This is a genomic window from Pantoea ananatis LMG 2665 (assembly GCF_000710035.2).
GTDB lineage: Bacteria > Pseudomonadota > Gammaproteobacteria > Enterobacterales > Enterobacteriaceae > Pantoea > Pantoea ananatis.
Genome location: NZ_JMJJ01000006.1, coordinates 117,547 through 133,732, shown reverse-complemented (window position 1 = coordinate 133,732; position 16,186 = coordinate 117,547). Strand labels below are relative to the sequence as shown.

14 protein-coding genes are annotated in these 16,186 nt (G+C 54.7%); 8 read left to right on the top strand and 6 right to left on the bottom strand.

Features of this window, described 5'->3' with window-relative positions; genetic code table 11:
* From recJ to EL29_RS14095, 4 genes are all read left to right on the top strand, one after another.
* Complete coding sequence (gene recJ / locus EL29_RS14110) at positions 1-1,740, top strand: single-stranded-DNA-specific exonuclease RecJ (protein WP_028715751.1); 1,740 nt, start codon at positions 1-3, stop codon at positions 1,738-1,740.
* Positions 1,741-1,940: 200 nt separating this feature from the next.
* Positions 1,941-3,039 (top strand): peptide chain release factor 2 gene (gene prfB / locus EL29_RS14105; RefSeq protein ID WP_104933680.1). Its coding sequence is split into 2 segments (ribosomal slippage): positions 1,941-2,015 and positions 2,017-3,039, totalling 1,098 coding nucleotides; the frame shifts between segments, so codons are not numbered across the junction.
* A gap of 9 nt (positions 3,040-3,048) precedes the next feature.
* The gene (gene lysS, locus EL29_RS14100) at positions 3,049-4,569 is read left to right on the top strand and encodes a lysine--tRNA ligase (RefSeq protein ID WP_013026998.1); all 1,521 of its coding nucleotides are present in this window, start codon (positions 3,049-3,051) and stop codon (positions 4,567-4,569) included.
* 132 nt (positions 4,570-4,701) lie between these two features.
* Positions 4,702-5,196, top strand: a complete 495-nt coding sequence (locus tag EL29_RS14095; protein WP_014594486.1) for a cupin domain-containing protein — start codon at positions 4,702-4,704, stop codon at positions 5,194-5,196.
* Here the strand turns inward: EL29_RS14095 and EL29_RS14090 are convergent.
* Complete coding sequence (locus EL29_RS14090) at positions 5,193-5,819, bottom strand: hypothetical protein (RefSeq protein ID WP_028715750.1); 627 nt, start codon at positions 5,817-5,819, stop codon at positions 5,193-5,195. The genes EL29_RS14095 and EL29_RS14090 overlap by 4 nt on opposite strands.
* Positions 5,820-6,186: 367 nt before the next feature.
* Here EL29_RS14090 and EL29_RS14085 point away from each other — a divergent pair, with 367 nt between their 5' ends.
* Complete coding sequence (locus EL29_RS14085) at positions 6,187-7,350, top strand: MFS transporter (protein WP_028715749.1); 1,164 nt, start codon at positions 6,187-6,189, stop codon at positions 7,348-7,350.
* On the opposite strand, the gene EL29_RS14080 is transcribed toward EL29_RS14085, so the two are convergent.
* A complete protein-coding gene (locus EL29_RS14080; protein ID WP_028715748.1) occupies positions 7,347-8,267 on the bottom strand; it encodes a LysR family transcriptional regulator in 921 nt (306 codons plus the stop codon). The genes EL29_RS14085 and EL29_RS14080 overlap by 4 nt on opposite strands.
* Positions 8,268-8,367: 100 nt before the next feature.
* Here EL29_RS14080 and lysA point away from each other — a divergent pair, with 100 nt between their 5' ends.
* Positions 8,368-9,618, top strand: a complete 1,251-nt coding sequence (lysA, locus tag EL29_RS14075) for a diaminopimelate decarboxylase (protein WP_028715747.1) — start codon at positions 8,368-8,370, stop codon at positions 9,616-9,618.
* Between the two features lie 69 nt (positions 9,619-9,687).
* Here the strand turns inward: lysA and EL29_RS14070 are convergent, their stop codons facing one another.
* The 4 genes from EL29_RS14070 to mutH form a co-directional block, all read right to left on the bottom strand.
* The gene (locus EL29_RS14070) at positions 9,688-10,728 is read right to left on the bottom strand and encodes an NADP(H)-dependent aldo-keto reductase (RefSeq protein ID WP_013026992.1); all 1,041 of its coding nucleotides are present in this window, start codon (positions 10,726-10,728) and stop codon (positions 9,688-9,690) included.
* 140 nt (positions 10,729-10,868) lie between these two features.
* Positions 10,869-11,087: a YgdI/YgdR family lipoprotein gene (locus EL29_RS14065; RefSeq protein ID WP_014594481.1), complete on the bottom strand. Its 219-nt coding sequence runs from the start codon at positions 11,085-11,087 to the stop codon at positions 10,869-10,871.
* A gap of 118 nt (positions 11,088-11,205) precedes the next feature.
* The gene (locus EL29_RS14060; RefSeq protein ID WP_014605139.1) at positions 11,206-11,916 is read right to left on the bottom strand and encodes a TerC family protein; all 711 of its coding nucleotides are present in this window, start codon (positions 11,914-11,916) and stop codon (positions 11,206-11,208) included.
* A gap of 100 nt (positions 11,917-12,016) precedes the next feature.
* Positions 12,017-12,694, bottom strand: a complete 678-nt coding sequence (gene mutH, locus EL29_RS14055) for a DNA mismatch repair endonuclease MutH (protein ID WP_013026989.1) — start codon at positions 12,692-12,694, stop codon at positions 12,017-12,019.
* 686 nt (positions 12,695-13,380) lie between these two features.
* Between mutH and rppH the strand changes: the two genes are divergently transcribed.
* Positions 13,381-13,908 (top strand): RNA pyrophosphohydrolase, encoded by a 528-nt coding sequence (gene rppH / locus EL29_RS14050; protein ID WP_013026988.1) that lies wholly within the window; start codon positions 13,381-13,383, stop codon positions 13,906-13,908.
* 12 nt (positions 13,909-13,920) lie between these two features.
* Complete coding sequence (gene ptsP / locus EL29_RS14045; protein ID WP_028715746.1) at positions 13,921-16,167, top strand: phosphoenolpyruvate--protein phosphotransferase; 2,247 nt, start codon at positions 13,921-13,923, stop codon at positions 16,165-16,167.
* Positions 16,168-16,186: the final 19 nt, after the last annotated feature.

The window sequence follows — 16,186 nt, the reverse complement described above, 5'->3', positions numbered from 1 at the left end:
GTGGTAAAGCACGAAGTCGAGTTACGTCGCCGTGAAGCGGTAGCCGATCTGCCGGGGTTACCGGCAGATTTACCGCCGCTCCTGCGTCGGCTTTATCTGCAACGTGGCGTCACCAACGCCGCCGAGCTCGAAAGGGGCGCGAAAAACCTGCTCCCTTTCAGTGCACTGAGCGGCATAGACAAGGCCGTTAACCTGCTTCATCAGGCGCTGCTGGATGGCCGCTGCATTATGGTCGTCGGGGATTTCGACGCTGACGGTGCCACCAGTACCGCCCTGACGGTGCTGGCGCTGCGCAGCATGGGATGCAGCAACGTGCAGTACCTGGTGCCCAATCGTTTCGAAGATGGCTACGGCCTGAGTCCGGAAGTGGTTGAGCAGGCCCGCGCGCGCGGTGCAGAGATGATTCTGACCGTCGATAACGGCATTTCGTCCCATGCGGGTGTGGCGCTTGCGCATCAGCACGGCATTGCGGTGTTGGTGACCGACCACCACTTACCGGGCGAAACGCTGCCTGACGCCGATGCTATCGTTAATCCCAACCTGCCTGACTGTCATTTCCCCTCTCGTTCGCTGGCGGGCGTGGGCGTCGCTTTCTATCTGATGATGGCCCTGCGCGCCCACTTGCGCACTCAGGGCTGGTTTGGCGTCACGCGGTCGGAACCCAATCTGGCCGACCTGCTCGATCTGGTGGCGTTGGGCACGGTGGCAGATGTGGTGCCGCTGGATGCCAACAACCGCATTTTAGTGTGGCAGGGCCTGAGTCGTATTCGGGCCGGAAAGTGCCGTCCGGGCATCAAGGCCCTGCTGGAAATCGCCAACCGCGATGCCCGACAGCTGGCCGCCAGCGACCTGGGTTTTGCCCTGGGGCCCCGGCTTAACGCTGCCGGTCGGCTGGACGATATGTCTGTCGGCGTGGCGCTGTTACTGACCGACGATCTCAGCCAGTCGCGCATGTTAGCCAGCGAACTGGATGCGCTTAACCAGATGCGCAAAGAGATTGAGCAGGGGATGCAGAGCGAGGCACTGGCGTTATGCCAAAAGCTGGAGAACGAGCAAACCGATTTGCCGCTGGGGCTGGCCTTTTATCATCCTGAGTGGCATCAGGGCGTGGTCGGGATTCTGGCTTCCCGTCTGAAAGAGCGTTTTCATCGCCCGGTTATTGCCTTCGCACCGGCCGGTGATGGCATGCTGAAGGGATCGGGACGATCGATTGCCGGTCTGCATCTGCGCGATGCGCTGGAGCGTCTTGATACGTTGCATCCTGGCATGATGCAGAAGTTTGGTGGTCACGCGATGGCCGCCGGACTGTCGCTGGAAGAAGCCCGCTACGACGAGTTTCGTCAGCGTTTTGCGGACCTGGTGGGCGAATGGCTGGCCGGCGAAGCGTTGCAGGGCGTCATCTGGTCGGATGGTGCCCTGCAGCCCGCTGAATTTTCTCTTCAGACGGCGGAAGTGCTGCGTGATGCCGGCCCATGGGGCCAGTCTTTCCCTGAGCCCGCTTTCGACGGCCGGTTCAGGCTACTGCAGCAGCGCCTCGTTGGTGAACGTCACCTGAAGGTCATGGTTGAACCTCTGGAAGGCGGACCGCTGATCGACGGTATCGCGTTCAACGTGGATACCACGTTGTGGCCTGACAGCAGCGTGCGCCAGGTCGAACTGGCCTATCGGCTTGATATCAATGAGTATCGCGGCAATCGCTCTGTCCAGCTGATCATTGAACATCTCTGGCCGCTCAGTTAGCCAGCGGTGACGGCGGGGCCTCACATTCCCGCCGTTGCCAGTTTAACCTTGCCACGCCCGCGTCGGCAGAGCCAGTCCAGCTGGCTCAACGAAAGATTAACCTCTGCGCATTTTCTCAACGCTACAAACCGCCGTCGGTTTCGGGTAAACTCGCAGGTTAAATTTCTTATTCCATCGAACGTAAAAAAGACGCTAAACACATGTTTGAAATCAACCCGGTCAAATACCGTATTCAGGACCTCAGCGAACGCAGCGACGTTCTTCGGGGGTATCTTTGACTACGATGCTAAGAAAGAACGCCTTGAGGAAGTAAACGCCGAGCTGGAACAGCCCGACGTCTGGAACGAGCCTGAACGCGCTCAGGCACTGGGCAAAGAACGCTCCTCCCTGGAAGCCATCGTGGATACGTTCGATCAGATGAGCCAGGGGCTGGAAGATGTGCAGGGGCTGCTTGATCTGGCGGTAGAAGCCGATGACGAAGAAACCTTCAACGAAGCGGTCGCCGAGCTGGACGCGCTGGAAGGCAAGCTCGGCGAGCTAGAGTTCCGCCGCATGTTCTCTGGCGAGTACGACAGCGCCGACTGTTACATCGATCTGCAGGCCGGTTCGGGTGGAACAGAAGCGCAGGACTGGGCCAGCATGCTGATGCGTATGTATCTGCGTTGGGCAGAAGCCAAAGGGTTCAAAACAGAAATTATTGAAGAGTCAGAAGGTGAAGTCGCGGGCATTAAGTCGGTGACGATTCGCGTGTCTGGCGATTACGCGTTTGGCTGGCTCCGCACCGAAACCGGCGTACATCGTCTGGTACGTAAGAGTCCATTTGACTCCGGTGGTCGCCGCCATACCTCCTTCAGTTCAGCCTTTATCTATCCGGAAGTGGATGACGATATTGATATCGACATCAACCCGGCCGACCTGCGTATTGATGTGTACCGCGCCTCTGGTGCAGGTGGTCAGCACGTTAACCGTACGGAATCGGCGGTGCGTATTACCCACGTTCCAACCGGTACGGTCACCCAGTGTCAAAACGATCGCTCTCAGCACAAAAACAAAGATCAGGCGATGAAGCAGATGAAGGCGAAGCTGTACGAGCTTGAAATGCAGAAAAAAAATGCCGAGAAGCAGATGCTGGAAGACAACAAGTCTGACATTGGCTGGGGCAGCCAGATCCGTTCTTATGTTCTGGACGACTCACGTATTAAAGATCTGCGTACCGGCGTGGAAACGCGCAACACGCAGGCGGTGCTGGATGGCGATCTGGACCGTTTCATTGAAGCAAGTTTAAAAGCAGGGCTATAAGGAACCGACATGTCTGAACAACAACCGCAGAGCGCTGACGTCGCACTTGAGTTAAATAACGAACTGAAAACGCGTCGCGAGAAGCTGAGCGTGCTGCGTGAAAACGGCGTGGCGTTTCCTAACGATTTTCGTCGTGATACCACCTCCGATCGGCTGCATGCCAGCTATGACGAGAAGAGTAACGAAGAGCTGGAAGACTTAGGCATTGAGGTCAGCGTGGCTGGCCGTATGATGACGCGCCGTATCATGGGCAAGGCGTCTTTCATTACCCTGCAGGACGTGGGCGGCCGCATTCAGCTGTACGTGGCACGTGACGATCTGGCTGAAGGTATCTACAACGAGCAATTCAAAAAGTGGGACCTGGGCGATATCCTCGGCGCACGCGGTAAGCTGTTCAAAACCAAAACCGGCGAATTGTCGATTCACTGCTCAGAGCTGCGCTTGTTAACGAAAGCCCTGCGCCCGCTGCCAGACAAATTTCACGGTCTGGCCGATCAGGAAACGCGCTATCGTCAGCGCTATCTTGATCTGATCGCCAACGATGAATCACGCAACACCTTCAAAATCCGTTCACAGATCATGGCCGGCATTCGTCAGTTCATGGTTGGACGCGATTTTATGGAAGTGGAAACGCCAATGATGCAGGTGATCCCGGGCGGCGCTTCAGCGCGTCCGTTTATCACGCATCACAACGCGCTGGATATCGATATGTATCTGCGTATTGCGCCAGAGCTGTATCTGAAACGCCTGGTGGTAGGCGGTTTCGATCGCGTGTTCGAGATCAACCGTAACTTCCGCAACGAGGGGATTTCGCCTCGTCACAACCCAGAGTTCACCATGATGGAACTCTATATGGCTTATGCGGATTACAAAGACCTGATTGAACTGACCGAAAGCCTGTTCCGTACGCTGGCGCAGGATATCCTGGGCAGCACGGTTGTGCCTTACGGTGAGCAGGAATTCGATTTTGGTAAGCCGTTTGAAAAACTCACCATGCGTGAAGCGATCAAGAAGTACCGTCCGGAAACCGATCTGGCCGATCTTGACGATTTCGACAAAGCGGTGGCGATTGCTCAGACCATTGGCATCAAAGTCGAGAAAAGCTGGGGCTTAGGGCGCGTAGTGACCGAAATTTTTGAAGAAACCGCTGAAGCACATCTGATTCAGCCAACCTTCATTACCGAGTATCCGGCTGAAGTGTCGCCGCTGGCCCGTCGCAACGACGAAAATCCTGAGATCACCGATCGCTTTGAGTTCTTTATTGGCGGACGTGAAATCGGCAACGGTTTCTCTGAGCTTAACGATGCGCAGGATCAGGCTGAGCGTTTCCTGCAGCAGGTGAATGCGAAAGATGCGGGCGATGATGAAGCGATGTTCTATGACGAGGATTATGTCACCGCCCTGGAACATGGTTTACCGCCAACGGCAGGCTTAGGCATTGGTATTGACCGCATGGTCATGCTGTTTACCAACAGCCACACCATCCGCGACGTAATTCTGTTCCCGGCGTTGCGCCCAGGCTCAAAGTAATTATCAGATGCTGGTTAAAGGCCGGGTGATTCCGGCCTTTTTTATTTCTGCTCTGCAACCCGCCACGGCATGTCCGCTTGAGTAATCCCGTCCCCTCTGCCAGGCTGAACATCTCAACCTGGAGCCACCATTATGAAGCCACGTCCTGACTGTATTCTTCACTGGCAAGCGCTGGAAGGCGAAGACAACGAACATTATTCCGATAGCGATGAGCTGATGTCCATTGGTACACCACTGGCGAAACTGTCTGGATTAACCCGGCTGGGCATTCATCATGAAAGGTTGCCGCCCGGACGCCGCATGTCTTATCCCCATGCGGAAAGTGCGGAAGAGGAGTTTATCTTCGTGCTGGAAGGTTATCCACACGCGTGGATCAATGGCGAATTGTATCCGCTGTCACCGGGAGAGGCCGTGGCGTTTCCGGCCGGTACCGGCATTTGTCACACCTTTATCAATAACAGCGACGCCGACGCGCGCTTTCTGGTGATCGGCGAGGTCAGCAAAGCGGAGAACCGCATTACCTATCCGCTAAACCGCGACTACGAAGCCACGCGCGAAGACAAGTGGCTTAACCCACCGCAACAGCAGATGGGCACACATCCCGGACTGCCGGACGAAAAGCCTTAAGATTTCACAGCATTATCCAGCCAGGTCTGGAAGCGTGAGTAGGGCACATAGAGCGCCACATCTTTATACAGCGTTTTTCCGCTCTGGTTGTCGTTGATGCGCTGGCTGTAACCCACAATCACGCCTGCCAGCGTGTCGTCAGATGCATTATAAACCGCGCCCCCTGACATGCCCTTAACCACGCCCGCATTGGCGGCCACGACAACGCAGTTCGCTTTGTTCCAGTCATTTGCCAGCGTGGTGTTCACCAGGTTTTTCCCGGTAGAGCTCACGGGCATTGCAGAGATGAAGCTGTAGCCGTAAAGATTCACTTTGTCGCCAATATGGCTGTTACGGAAGGACGGTGGCAGGTTGGCTTCGCTGTTCTTGTGGTAGACGACCGCGAGATCGCACTCAGGATGCCAGGCTTTCACGCGGTAAAGCGAATATTTTGCGACGTGGGCGGCCGTGAGGCTGTAGTCAGGGGTAAGGGGAATAGTCGTGCCCAGCGTGCCCAGCCCCAGCACGGTGGGAATGCCTGTTACGGTCATATCCACGCGCTTCTCTGCTTCTCTGCTGTATTCATAGTGGCCGACTGAGCAGCCTGTAAGACTGATTACCATCAAAACGATAAGCCGTTGCATTTTCTCTCTCCGCGTCAGTTGGACTGCATTTCATCTGGCGATTCATAAGAGCTATATCGGCAACGCTAATACTTTATTGATAACTAAAATCGGTATTAGCAAAAAAACGGCTACTTCGCTGGCAACCTTTATCATCGTCCGGTGCGTTACGCGGCGGCATGCTCGCTAACTGTATGTTTAATAAGCCTGGTTGATGTGTGTGTCAATTATTGCCATACACGCAATAGATTGTTGTTGTTATGTGAGTATCAGATGACAGGTAGCTATGCTGTAATACGTAGTGTGATATAGATCATAAATTATAGCTCGTTTATCAGGATGCATGCGTCATCCGTCTCGTTGTAATTATCATTTTTGGGAGAGTGTTATGCCTGTTGCATTGCTTGCACTGGCGCTGAGTGCGTTCGCTATCGGAACCACTGAGTTTGTGATCATGGGCCTGTTGCCGGAGGTCGCAAACGATTTGCGCGTGTCCATTCCGTCCGCAGGTTGGTTAATTAGCGGCTATGCATTAGGCGTAGCAATCGGTGCACCGATCATGGCGCTGTTAACGGCGAAGTTGCCCCGTAAAAAAACGCTGATTCTGTTGATGGTAATTTTTATCATCGGCAATCTGCTGTGTGCTCTGGCCTACAGCTATAACCTGCTGATGCTGGCACGGGTGATTACCGCCCTCTGTCACGGAGCTTTCTTTGGGATTGGATCGGTGGTCGCGGCCAGTCTGGTTTCCGCCGATCGTCAGGCTTCTGCCGTGGCGTTGATGTTTACCGGTCTGACGCTGGCCAATGTATTAGGCGTGCCGTTGGGAACCTGGTTTGGTCAGCTGTTTGGCTGGCGTGCGACATTCTGGGGCGTTTCGGCTATCGGCGTACTGGCCTTCATTGCCTTAATCACCAGCCTGCCGGGAAATAAGAATGAGAAGCCGGTCGATCTGGCGAGCGAAATCAGCGCGCTGGCCAACGGCAAACTGTGGCTGTCATTACTGATGACGGTCTGTTTTGCTGCCGCCATGTTTGCCCTGTTTAGCTACATAGCACCGCTGCTGCTGCAGGTTACCGGCATCAGCGATCGTGGCGTGAGCTGGACGTTGTTTCTGATTGGCGCGGGCCTGACCGTGGGCAATATTCTGGGGGGCAAAATGGCCGACCGCAAAGTCTCCCTGAGCCTGATAGGCAGTTTTTCGCTGATTACGCTGTTCTCACTGCTGTTTAGCTGGACCAGCCACGCGCTCTGGCTGGCGGAGATCACCTTGTTCCTGTGGGCAATGGCAACCTTTGCCACGGTTCCCGGCCTGCAGATCAATGTGGTGCGTCACGGTAAAGCGGCACCTAATCTGGTTTCCACCCTGAATATTTCTGCCTTTAACGTTGGCAATGCGCTTGGCGCGTGGGTGGGCGGCGCGGTGATTGCGCGCGGCTATGGACTGACCGCGGTTCCTGTTGCCGCCGCCGCGCTGGCGGCGGTTGGACTGATGGTTTGCTTGATCACTTTCCGCAAATCCGGCGGTGCTGCGGCCCGGGTGCATGCCTAAGCGAGTCTGTCCGCAATTTGCTCAGGAAAACGGGCCACCTGTTGCTGCAGGTGGTTCACAAACGCCTCTACCAGCGCGGATGCCGGCCGATGCTGCGGCCTGACGAGGCTAACGGTAAAAGGCACAGCGACGCTAAAAGGGCGCATCACCACACCGCTGTCGGCGTAATCCAGCGCCGTCAGCGGATTCACCACTGAGATCCCCACTCCGGCCTGCACCATCGCGCACACGGACGCCGCGCTGTGGGTTTCCATCACCATCCTGCGTGTCACATCTTGCTCATGAAACAGTGCGTCGAGCAGCTGGCGGTAGCTGTCCGTGCGCGACAGGCTGACATAGTTCTCACCGGCGAAGTCCTGCGGCGTCAGCAAGGCGCGTTGCGCCAGGCGATGGTGCTGCGGTAACACGCACACTTCATCGCAGGTCAGCAGAGCCTGGCGATCGGTCCCGGCGGGGGCGTGCTGCGTTTCCGTAATGCCCAGATCGTAACGCTGAGCCGACAACCACTCTTCCAGTAACGGGGATTCCTGCGGAATAATGTTCAGACTGACATCAGGGTAGCGCTGCAAAAAGGTCTGGCAGACGGGCGGCAGCAGTGACTGGGAAAAAACCGGCAGGCAGGCGATAGAGAGCTCACCCTGGCGAAACTGGCGTAATCCCTCTGCGGCATCAATGATGCGATCCAGCCCATACCATGAGCGCTGCACCTCTTCGAACAGCCGTAAGCCCTGTACGGTAGGCTGTAAGCGGCCGCGCACGCGCTCAAACAGCGTCAGACTCAGCTGCCGTTCCAGGCGCGCCAGCTCGCGGCTGACGGTAGGCTGGGACGTCTGCAGCAGGGTCGCAGCCTGGGTGAGGTTTCCGCTGGTCATAACAGCATGAAAAATCTCGATATGCCGCCAGTTGATTTTTGCCATGCATCATTCCATATCATTTTTGCATAGATGCTATTAAAACAGATATTTTTCGGCATGGCACGATTCTGGCTTAATGGTTTTATTGCCACAGGAGAAACCCATGCCTCGTCCACTTAATACCACCGAAACCGCCCTGAACGTCGATAATTTACTGCCGCTGGCACGTCAGTACAGCGGCCCGTTCTGGGCTTATGATGCGCAGGTTATCCAACAGCGTATTGCTCAACTCCACGCATTTGATGTGGTGCGCTTTGCGCAAAAAGCCTGTTCTAACACCCACATTCTGCGCCTGATGCATTCTGCGGGCGTTAAGGTTGATTCGGTTTCCCTGGGCGAAATTGAGCGTGCGCTGGTGGCCGGCTTTCAGCCTGACAGTGACGAAATCGTATTCACTGCCGATGTCCTGGATAACCCTACGCTTGCCAGGATTGCAGAGCTTAAGGTGCCGGTTAACGCCGGATCCGTGGATATGCTGCATCAACTGGGTGTCGTTTCGCCAGGACATGCCGTCTGGCTGCGCATTAACCCCGGCTTTGGTCACGGGCACAGCCAAAAAACCAATACCGGTGGCGAAAACAGTAAGCACGGCATCTGGCCCAGCGATTTGCCCGCTGCTCAGGCGGCTATCGAACAATATGGACTGCGCCTGATCGGCATTCATATGCATATCGGTTCAGGCGTGGACTATGCGCACCTGCAGCAGGTCTGCGATGCCATGGTGGATTTGGTCGTGGAATTTGGCCAGGATCTTGAGGCTATCTCTGCCGGAGGCGGTTTATCCATTCCCTATCACTACGGGGAAGAGGCGATCGATACCGATCACTATTTTGGCCTGTGGGACGCGGCACGCCAGCGCGTGGCGAACCATCTGGGCCATGCCGTGAAGCTGGAAATCGAACCCGGCCGTTTCCTGGTCGCGGAGTCAGGCGTGCTGGTCTCTCAGGTTCGGGCAGTAAAAGAGATGGGCAGCCGCCACTTTGTGCTGGTGGATGCAGGCTTCAGTGATCTGATGCGCCCCTCCATGTACGGCAGCTACCATCATATCTCTGTGATGGCGGGCGATAACCGGGCGATCGATGAACAGGCAACGATCGACAGCGTGGTTGCTGGCCCTCTGTGCGAGTCGGGCGATGTTTTCACCCAGCTTGAAGGTGGCAAGGTGGAAACCCGGGCTATTCCGGCCGCGAAAGTCGGGGATTATCTGGTGTTTCACGACACCGGCGCTTACGGCGCATCGATGTCCTCAAACTACAACAGCCGCCCACTGATTCCTGAGATCCTGTTTGAAAACGGCGAGCCGAGAGAAATCCGCCGCGCGCAGCGCATTGAAGATCTGCTGGCGCTGGAATGAGTCTACTGCGCCTGTTGAAAGACGATGACGGACAGGCCAGCCGTGCCACCGCACGGCTGGTCGTCCCCGTCAGGGGGCTGGATAGGTGTAACGGCGATGGATCGCTTCGAGTTCTTCCAGAACCTCATTGCTGAGCGTCACGTTGGCGCTGTCGATATTGATCTTTAACTGATCCAGCGTGGTTGCGCCCAGCAGGGTGCTGGACACAAAAGGTTGCTGACGAACAAACGCCAGTGCCATTTGTGAAGGATCAAGCTGATGTTTTTGGGCCAGCGCCACATATTCCGCCACCGCCAGTTGAGACTGCTCACCGCTGTAGCGGGTAAAGCGGCTAAACAGGGTATTACGTGCACCCGCGGGCTGCGCGCCATTCAGGTATTTACCGCTCAACGTGCCAAACGCCAGGCAGGAATAGGCCAGCAGCTCCACGCCTTCATGCTGGCTGATTTCCGCCAGGCCCACTTCAAAACTGCGATTTAGCAGGCTGTAGGGGTTTTGAATAGAGACGATACGCGGCAGTTCATGCTTTTCTGCCAGCTGCAGATAACGCATGACGCCCCACGGCGTTTCATTCGACACGCCGATATAGCGGATCTTACCTGCCCGCACCTGCTCAGCCAGAGCCTCCAGCGTTTCTAACAGCGTGACAGGGACGCTGTTCTCACTGTACTGATAGCCCAGCTTGCCAAAAAAGTTGGTTTGACGCTGCGGCCAGTGAAGCTGATACAGATCGATGTAGTCGGTGTTTAAACGTTTCAGGCTGGCATCCAGCGCCTCGCGGATATTTTTGCGATCCAGCGCCATATTAGGGCGAATCGACGCATCGTTGCCGCGCGTTGGGCCGGCAACTTTACTGGCAAGAACGATTTTGTCCCGGCTACCGGTCTTTTTTAACCAGCTGCCAATATATTTTTCGGTCAGCCCCTGAGTTTCGGGACGCGGGGGAACAGGATACATCTCGGCAGTATCAATCAGGTTGATGCCCGAACTGAGGGCTAAATCCAGTTGAGCGTGGGCGTCGGCTTCGCTGTTTTGCTCACCAAACGTCATGGTGCCCAATCCAAGCTGGCTCACTTCCAGCGAGCTATGGGGGATACGGTGATAGTGCATTGCCGGCTTCCTTTTCTGTAGGGATAAGTAATATGACTTCAGGGACTATAGCGCGAGGCGTAGCGGCTAAGAAAGGGGGATAACAGAGAGAAATAGCCTGCCGACGCGGGGGAGGGGCGACAGGCCGATACTTTTCGCATCTAACGTTCAATAATGGTAGAAACGTCGTCACTGTTGATCTGCACCGTATGGCCTGACTGATCGGTGTATTGCACCAGCCCCGTTTCTTTATCAATGCTCGGTTTCCCTTCGGTCATAATCATCCGGCCATCTTTTGTTGCCATAACATAATTGGAACTGCATCCACCCAATGTCACCGCAGCAACGGCCAATAATACAATTTTACTCAGCCCTTTCATTATGCTCATCCTCACGAATCGTCCACTGCAAAAAGTGTAGTAATAAATCCTTTTACCGATTGGGTTAATCGTATCAATCTGAAAATAACCGGGCGGCGCGGAGCCGCCCTTGACAACATTAGTGCGTTTTTTTCTTACTGCGCATCAGGTTAAGGCACTCAACGGCCATCGAGAAGAACATGGCAAAATAAATGTAACCTTTTGGTACATGCACCGCGAAACTTTCCAGGATCAGGGTAAAACCCACCAAAATCAGGAACGAGAGAGCCAGCATTTTGACCGATGGATGACGATCAACGAACTCGCCAATACTGCGGGCAGCGACCATCATCATTAATACCGCAATCACCACTGCCGCCATCATAATAAACAAATGGTCGGAGAGGCCCACGGCCGTAATAACGGAGTCGAGACTAAAAATGATGTCGAGCAACATGATTTGAACAATGGCACCCATGAACGAGTGAACGTTGGTTTTGTGCTCGGCTTCTTCGCCTTCTATCGTTTCATGAATCTCCATGCTGGACTTCCACAGCAAGAATAATCCACCAAACAACAGAATGAGATCGCGTGCTGAAAAAGCATGATCCATGAGGGTAAACAATGGGTTAGTCAGTCTTGCGACCCAGGCAATAGAGGCCAGTAATCCCAGACGCATCAGCATTGCGCCCATCAAACCGATGCGGCGTGCGCGGGCTTGCTGATGTTTGGGGAGTTTTGCCACCACTAACGACAGAAAGATAATGTTATCAATGCCCAGAACCACTTCCAGAATGGTCAGGGTGCCCAGCGCCAGCCAGGCGTTGGGATCGGTAATCCACTCGAACATACCTGCACTCATATCCTAAACGAAAATTAAACAAAGATTATACGCACCAAATTTGTCTAACTCACATTTAAATACCGCCAGGGACGCGAGAATAAGGCTGTCAGACCAGAAAATGGCGTGCCAGAAGCGGGCCTGTAAAACTTTTCTTGAGATAAAACCCGCGTGGCAGCGTCATGATGGGCTGTCCGCGATCGCCGATCCCTTCCGTTAAGGCTTTGCTGTTTGCTGCTTTGGGGCGAATCTGCAGCCAGGCACCGTGACGGGCGGTGATGCGTTCTACCTGACCCAGTACGATCATATCCATCAACTCCTCCCAGTCTTGGCGCAGCATCTCATCTTCCTGCGCGTCGGGGCTCCACAGCAGCGGCGCGCCAACCCGACGTTCGCCTAACGGGATGTCACGCTCGCCCTCTACCGGCATCCACAGGACGCGCGCCAGCTTATGGCGGACATGGCTGTTTTGCCAGGTGACGCCGCTGTTTCCGGTGAGGGGCGCAACGCAAACAAATGTTGTTTCCAGCGGCTTGCCATAGCGATCGACAGGGATCGTTTTCAGTTCAATTCCCAGGTGTGCGAAATCCTGTTCTGCTTTACTGCCCGCACTGGCACCCAGATGCCATTCCAGCAGCATCCCGACCCAGCCTTTATCCCGTTTCAGGTTGGCCGGTATCGGAATGCCTGCCTGGTCGGCCAGGGTTTGCAGCGTTAAACCTGCCAGTGACTGGGCGCGCGATAACAGTGTTGACTCATCTTCAGGTGGCCCGGGAAGGAATGTCATGTGAATAACTCATAATGATTAATAATTAAGCAGCCTGCAGCAGCCTCAGGTTTTCCACAGGAAAGAACGCGGTATAACTCACATAATAACATGAAACATAGTACTTTTTTTTACAGCGAAATTGGCAGGCTCCAACTCATGTCGCAGGTTATCCCAACTTGCTATCAACAATGAACAGGATCTCAAGCCCAGTTATCCACAGAAAAATGGGATAACCCCGTCTCAGGTTGCCTACTGGTTCCATTTACAGCCTTGACTTTGCTGTTTTTCAACAAAAATTAAGCCGTTTGATGCAAGCTTGAGCCGATCGCTGTGGATAAAAAGCATTGTGGTGGATCTTTAGCCAATTGTCAGCACGAAGGAATTATCCGCCCCCTTTCCGGCAGGGTAAAAGGCAGCAGAGTAAAAAAATAGGCTTATATTTCAAGAGTAAATCGTGGTCTGGTTTTTGGTGCCTTCAGATTCATCCTGGTACGTTATTCAGTTAACTCCCGTGTTCTGCACAAAGCTATCCACAGAAAACGTGAATAAGATCTCTCTTTTTACGGACTTTTGTTTATAACTTCGCATGAGTCTGTGAGTTATCCCGACATTACGCCCCTAAGCGCCCGCAAATCCAGTGGTTTACCGCCTGTAAGGAGTGTGAAACAATCAGACCATTCAATTTTAGCTTTTGAGGTAGTCCGGTGATCGATGATGATGGCTACCGCCCGAATGTTGGTATCGTAATTTGTAACAGGCAGGGGCAAGTGTTATGGGCCAGGCGCTTTGGACAGCACTCCTGGCAATTTCCTCAGGGAGGCATCAATCCCGGTGAAACCGCGGAACAGGCGATGTATCGCGAACTGTTCGAAGAAGTCGGGTTACACCGCAAAGATGTTCGAATACTTGCATCTACCCGTAACTGGTTGCGCTACAAGTTGCCAAAACGTTTGGTGCGTTGGGACACAAAACCGGTTTGTATTGGTCAGAAACAAAAGTGGTTTCTTCTGCAGTTGATGTGTAATGACGCAGACATTAATGTGCAGCACAGCAGCACGCCGGAATTCGACGGCTGGCGGTGGGTAAGCTTTTGGTATCCGGTCCGTCAGGTTGTCTCTTTTAAGCGCGATGTTTATCGTCGGGTGATGAAAGAATTCGCTGGCGTAGTGATGTCCATGCAGGAGAGTGCGGTGCAGCGAAATCATCCTGCCCATCGACGTAAAAGAGGATAGGCCACGCCCTTTATGCTCACTCAGTTGCGAGAAATTGTTGAAAAGGTGGCGAGTGCGCCACGTCTGAATGAAGCACTCGACATTCTGGTTAATGAGATCTGCCTGGCGATGGAAACGGAAGTCTGTTCCGTCTACCTCGCCGATCACGAACGTCGCTGTTATTACCTGATGGCGACACGCGGTTTGAAAAAACCGCGTGGGCTAACGGTCAAGCTGGCGTTTGATGAAGGTATTGTCGGTCTGGTGGGGCGACTCGCTGAGCCGATTAACCTTGCCGATGCGCAGAGCCATCCCAGCTTTAAGTACATTCCTTCAGTAAAGGAAGAGCGCTATCGCTCTTTCCTTGGCGTGCCTATTATCAGCCGCCGCCAGCTTATGGGCGTGCTGGTGGTTCAGCAGCGTGAACATCGGCAGTTTGACGAAAGTGAAGAGTCGTTTCTCGTTACCCTGGCCACGCAGCTGGCTGCCTTACTGTCACAATCGCAACTGAGTCAGTTGTTTGGTCAGTATCGTCTGGCACGCATTCGGGCCATTGCTGCCGCCCCAGGCGTTGCCGTCGCGCCGGGCTGGGTAGACGAAACCCAGCCCTTACTCGATCAGGTTTCTGCCGCCTCAACGCTGGATCCGCAGCGTGAACGCGAGCGTTTGTCACTGGCCATGACCGAAGCCGCCAGTGAATTCCGTCGCTTCAGTAAACGCTTTACCGCCAGCGCGCAAAAAGAGAGCGCGGCGATCTTCGATCTCTACTCGCACCTGTTAACGGACGCACGCCTGAAAAAGGATCTTTTCGCGGAGATCGAGCGGGGATCCGTTGCCGAGTGGGCGGTCAAAACCGTCATTGAAAAGTTTGCCGCCCAGTTTGCCAGCCTGACGGACAGCTATCTGAAAGAGCGCGCCGGCGATCTGCGGGTGTTGGGTCAACGTTTGCTGTTCCATCTCGATGATTCTCTGGTGGGCGTGAACGCCTGGCCTGAGCGTTTCGTGCTGGTGGCAGACGAACTCACCGCCACAACGCTGGCGGAAATTCCGCACGAGCGGCTGGCAGGGATTGTGGTACGCGACGGCGCGGCGAACTCCCATGCGGCCATTTTGACCCGGGCGATGGGCATTCCGACCGTCATGGGCGCGGACATTCAACCCAGTCAGTTAAACAAACGTTTGCTGATTGTCGATGGCTATCGCGGTGAACTGCTGATCGATCCTGAACCGGTTCTGGTGCAGGAGTACCAGCGGCTAATCAGTGAAGAAAATGCCCTCAGCAAAATGGCTGAAGGCGGCGTGGACAGGCCGGGCGAGCTGCGTAGCGGTCAACGTATACAGGTTATGCTGAACGCGGGGCTGAGCCCGGAGCATGAGCAAACGCTGGGCAGCTGGGTTGACGGCATTGGCCTTTACCGCACTGAAATTCCCTTTATGCTGCAAAGCGGTTTTCCATCGGAAGAAGAGCAGGTTGCTCAGTATCAGGGCATGCTGCAGCTGTTCCACGAAAAGCCGGTGACGCTGCGCACGCTGGATATCGGGGCAGATAAGCAGCTGCCTTACATGCCAATCAGTGAAGAGAATCCTTGCCTTGGCTGGCGGGGCATTCGTCTCACGCTCGACCAACCCGAGATTTTTATGGTGCAGGTGCGCGCCATGCTGCGTGCTAACGCCGCGTCAGGCAATTTGAGCATTTTGTTGCCGATGATCAGCCATATCGATGAGATCGACGAAGCCAGGCGGCTCATTCAGCGTGCCGGGACAGAAGTGGAAGAGATGCTCGGCTATACCATTCCGACGCCGCGCATCGGGATTATGATTGAAGTGCCTTCTATGCTGTTTATGATCCCGCACCTGGCGTCGCGCGTCGATTTCGTCTCTGTCGGAACCAATGACCTGACGCAGTATTTACTGGCGGTAGATCGTAACAATACCCGCGTGGCGAACCTGTATGATTCGCTGCATCCGGCTATGCTGCGGGCGCTACAGGCAATTTCCATTGAAGCCCATTTGGCGAATCTGGAATTATGCTTATGTGGTGAAATGGCGGGCGATCCGATGTGTGTGGCGCTATTGATAGGGATGGGATATCACCATCTCAGCATGAACGGCAAGAATGTCTCACGCGTGAAATATCTGCTGCGTCATCTGGATTACGAAGAAGTCCAGAAACTCAGCACCCAGGCGCTCAAAGCCTATTCAGCGTCAGATGTGCGTCAGCTGGTCTCGGCGTTTATGGAAGAGCGCGGCCTGGGCGGCCTGATTCGCGGCGGTCGTTAACCCAGGTTACATTTCTGCG

Bases quoted from the DNA above. Each gene is read 5' to 3' on its own strand.
- EL29_RS14065 (WP_014594481.1), bottom strand. From the start codon at position 11,087: ATGAAAGGGCTGAGTAAAATTGTATTATTGGCCGTTGCTGCGGTGACA.
- mutH (WP_013026989.1), bottom strand. From the start codon at position 12,694: ATGACATTCCTTCCCGGGCCACCTGAAGATGAGTCAACACTGTTATCG.
- EL29_RS14070 (WP_013026992.1), bottom strand. From the start codon at position 10,728: ATGCACTATCACCGTATCCCCCATAGCTCGCTGGAAGTGAGCCAGCTT.
- lysS (WP_013026998.1), top strand. From the start codon at position 3,049: ATGTCTGAACAACAACCGCAGAGCGCTGACGTCGCACTTGAGTTAAAT.
- EL29_RS14095 (WP_014594486.1), top strand. From the start codon at position 4,702: ATGAAGCCACGTCCTGACTGTATTCTTCACTGGCAAGCGCTGGAAGGC.
- EL29_RS14060 (WP_014605139.1), bottom strand. From the start codon at position 11,916: ATGTTCGAGTGGATTACCGATCCCAACGCCTGGCTGGCGCTGGGCACC.
- lysA (WP_028715747.1), top strand. From the start codon at position 8,368: ATGCCTCGTCCACTTAATACCACCGAAACCGCCCTGAACGTCGATAAT.
- EL29_RS14090 (WP_028715750.1), bottom strand. From the start codon at position 5,819: ATGCAACGGCTTATCGTTTTGATGGTAATCAGTCTTACAGGCTGCTCA.
- EL29_RS14085 (WP_028715749.1), top strand. From the start codon at position 6,187: ATGCCTGTTGCATTGCTTGCACTGGCGCTGAGTGCGTTCGCTATCGGA.
- EL29_RS14080 (WP_028715748.1), bottom strand. From the start codon at position 8,267: ATGGCAAAAATCAACTGGCGGCATATCGAGATTTTTCATGCTGTTATG.
- ptsP (WP_028715746.1), top strand. From the start codon at position 13,921: ATGCTCACTCAGTTGCGAGAAATTGTTGAAAAGGTGGCGAGTGCGCCA.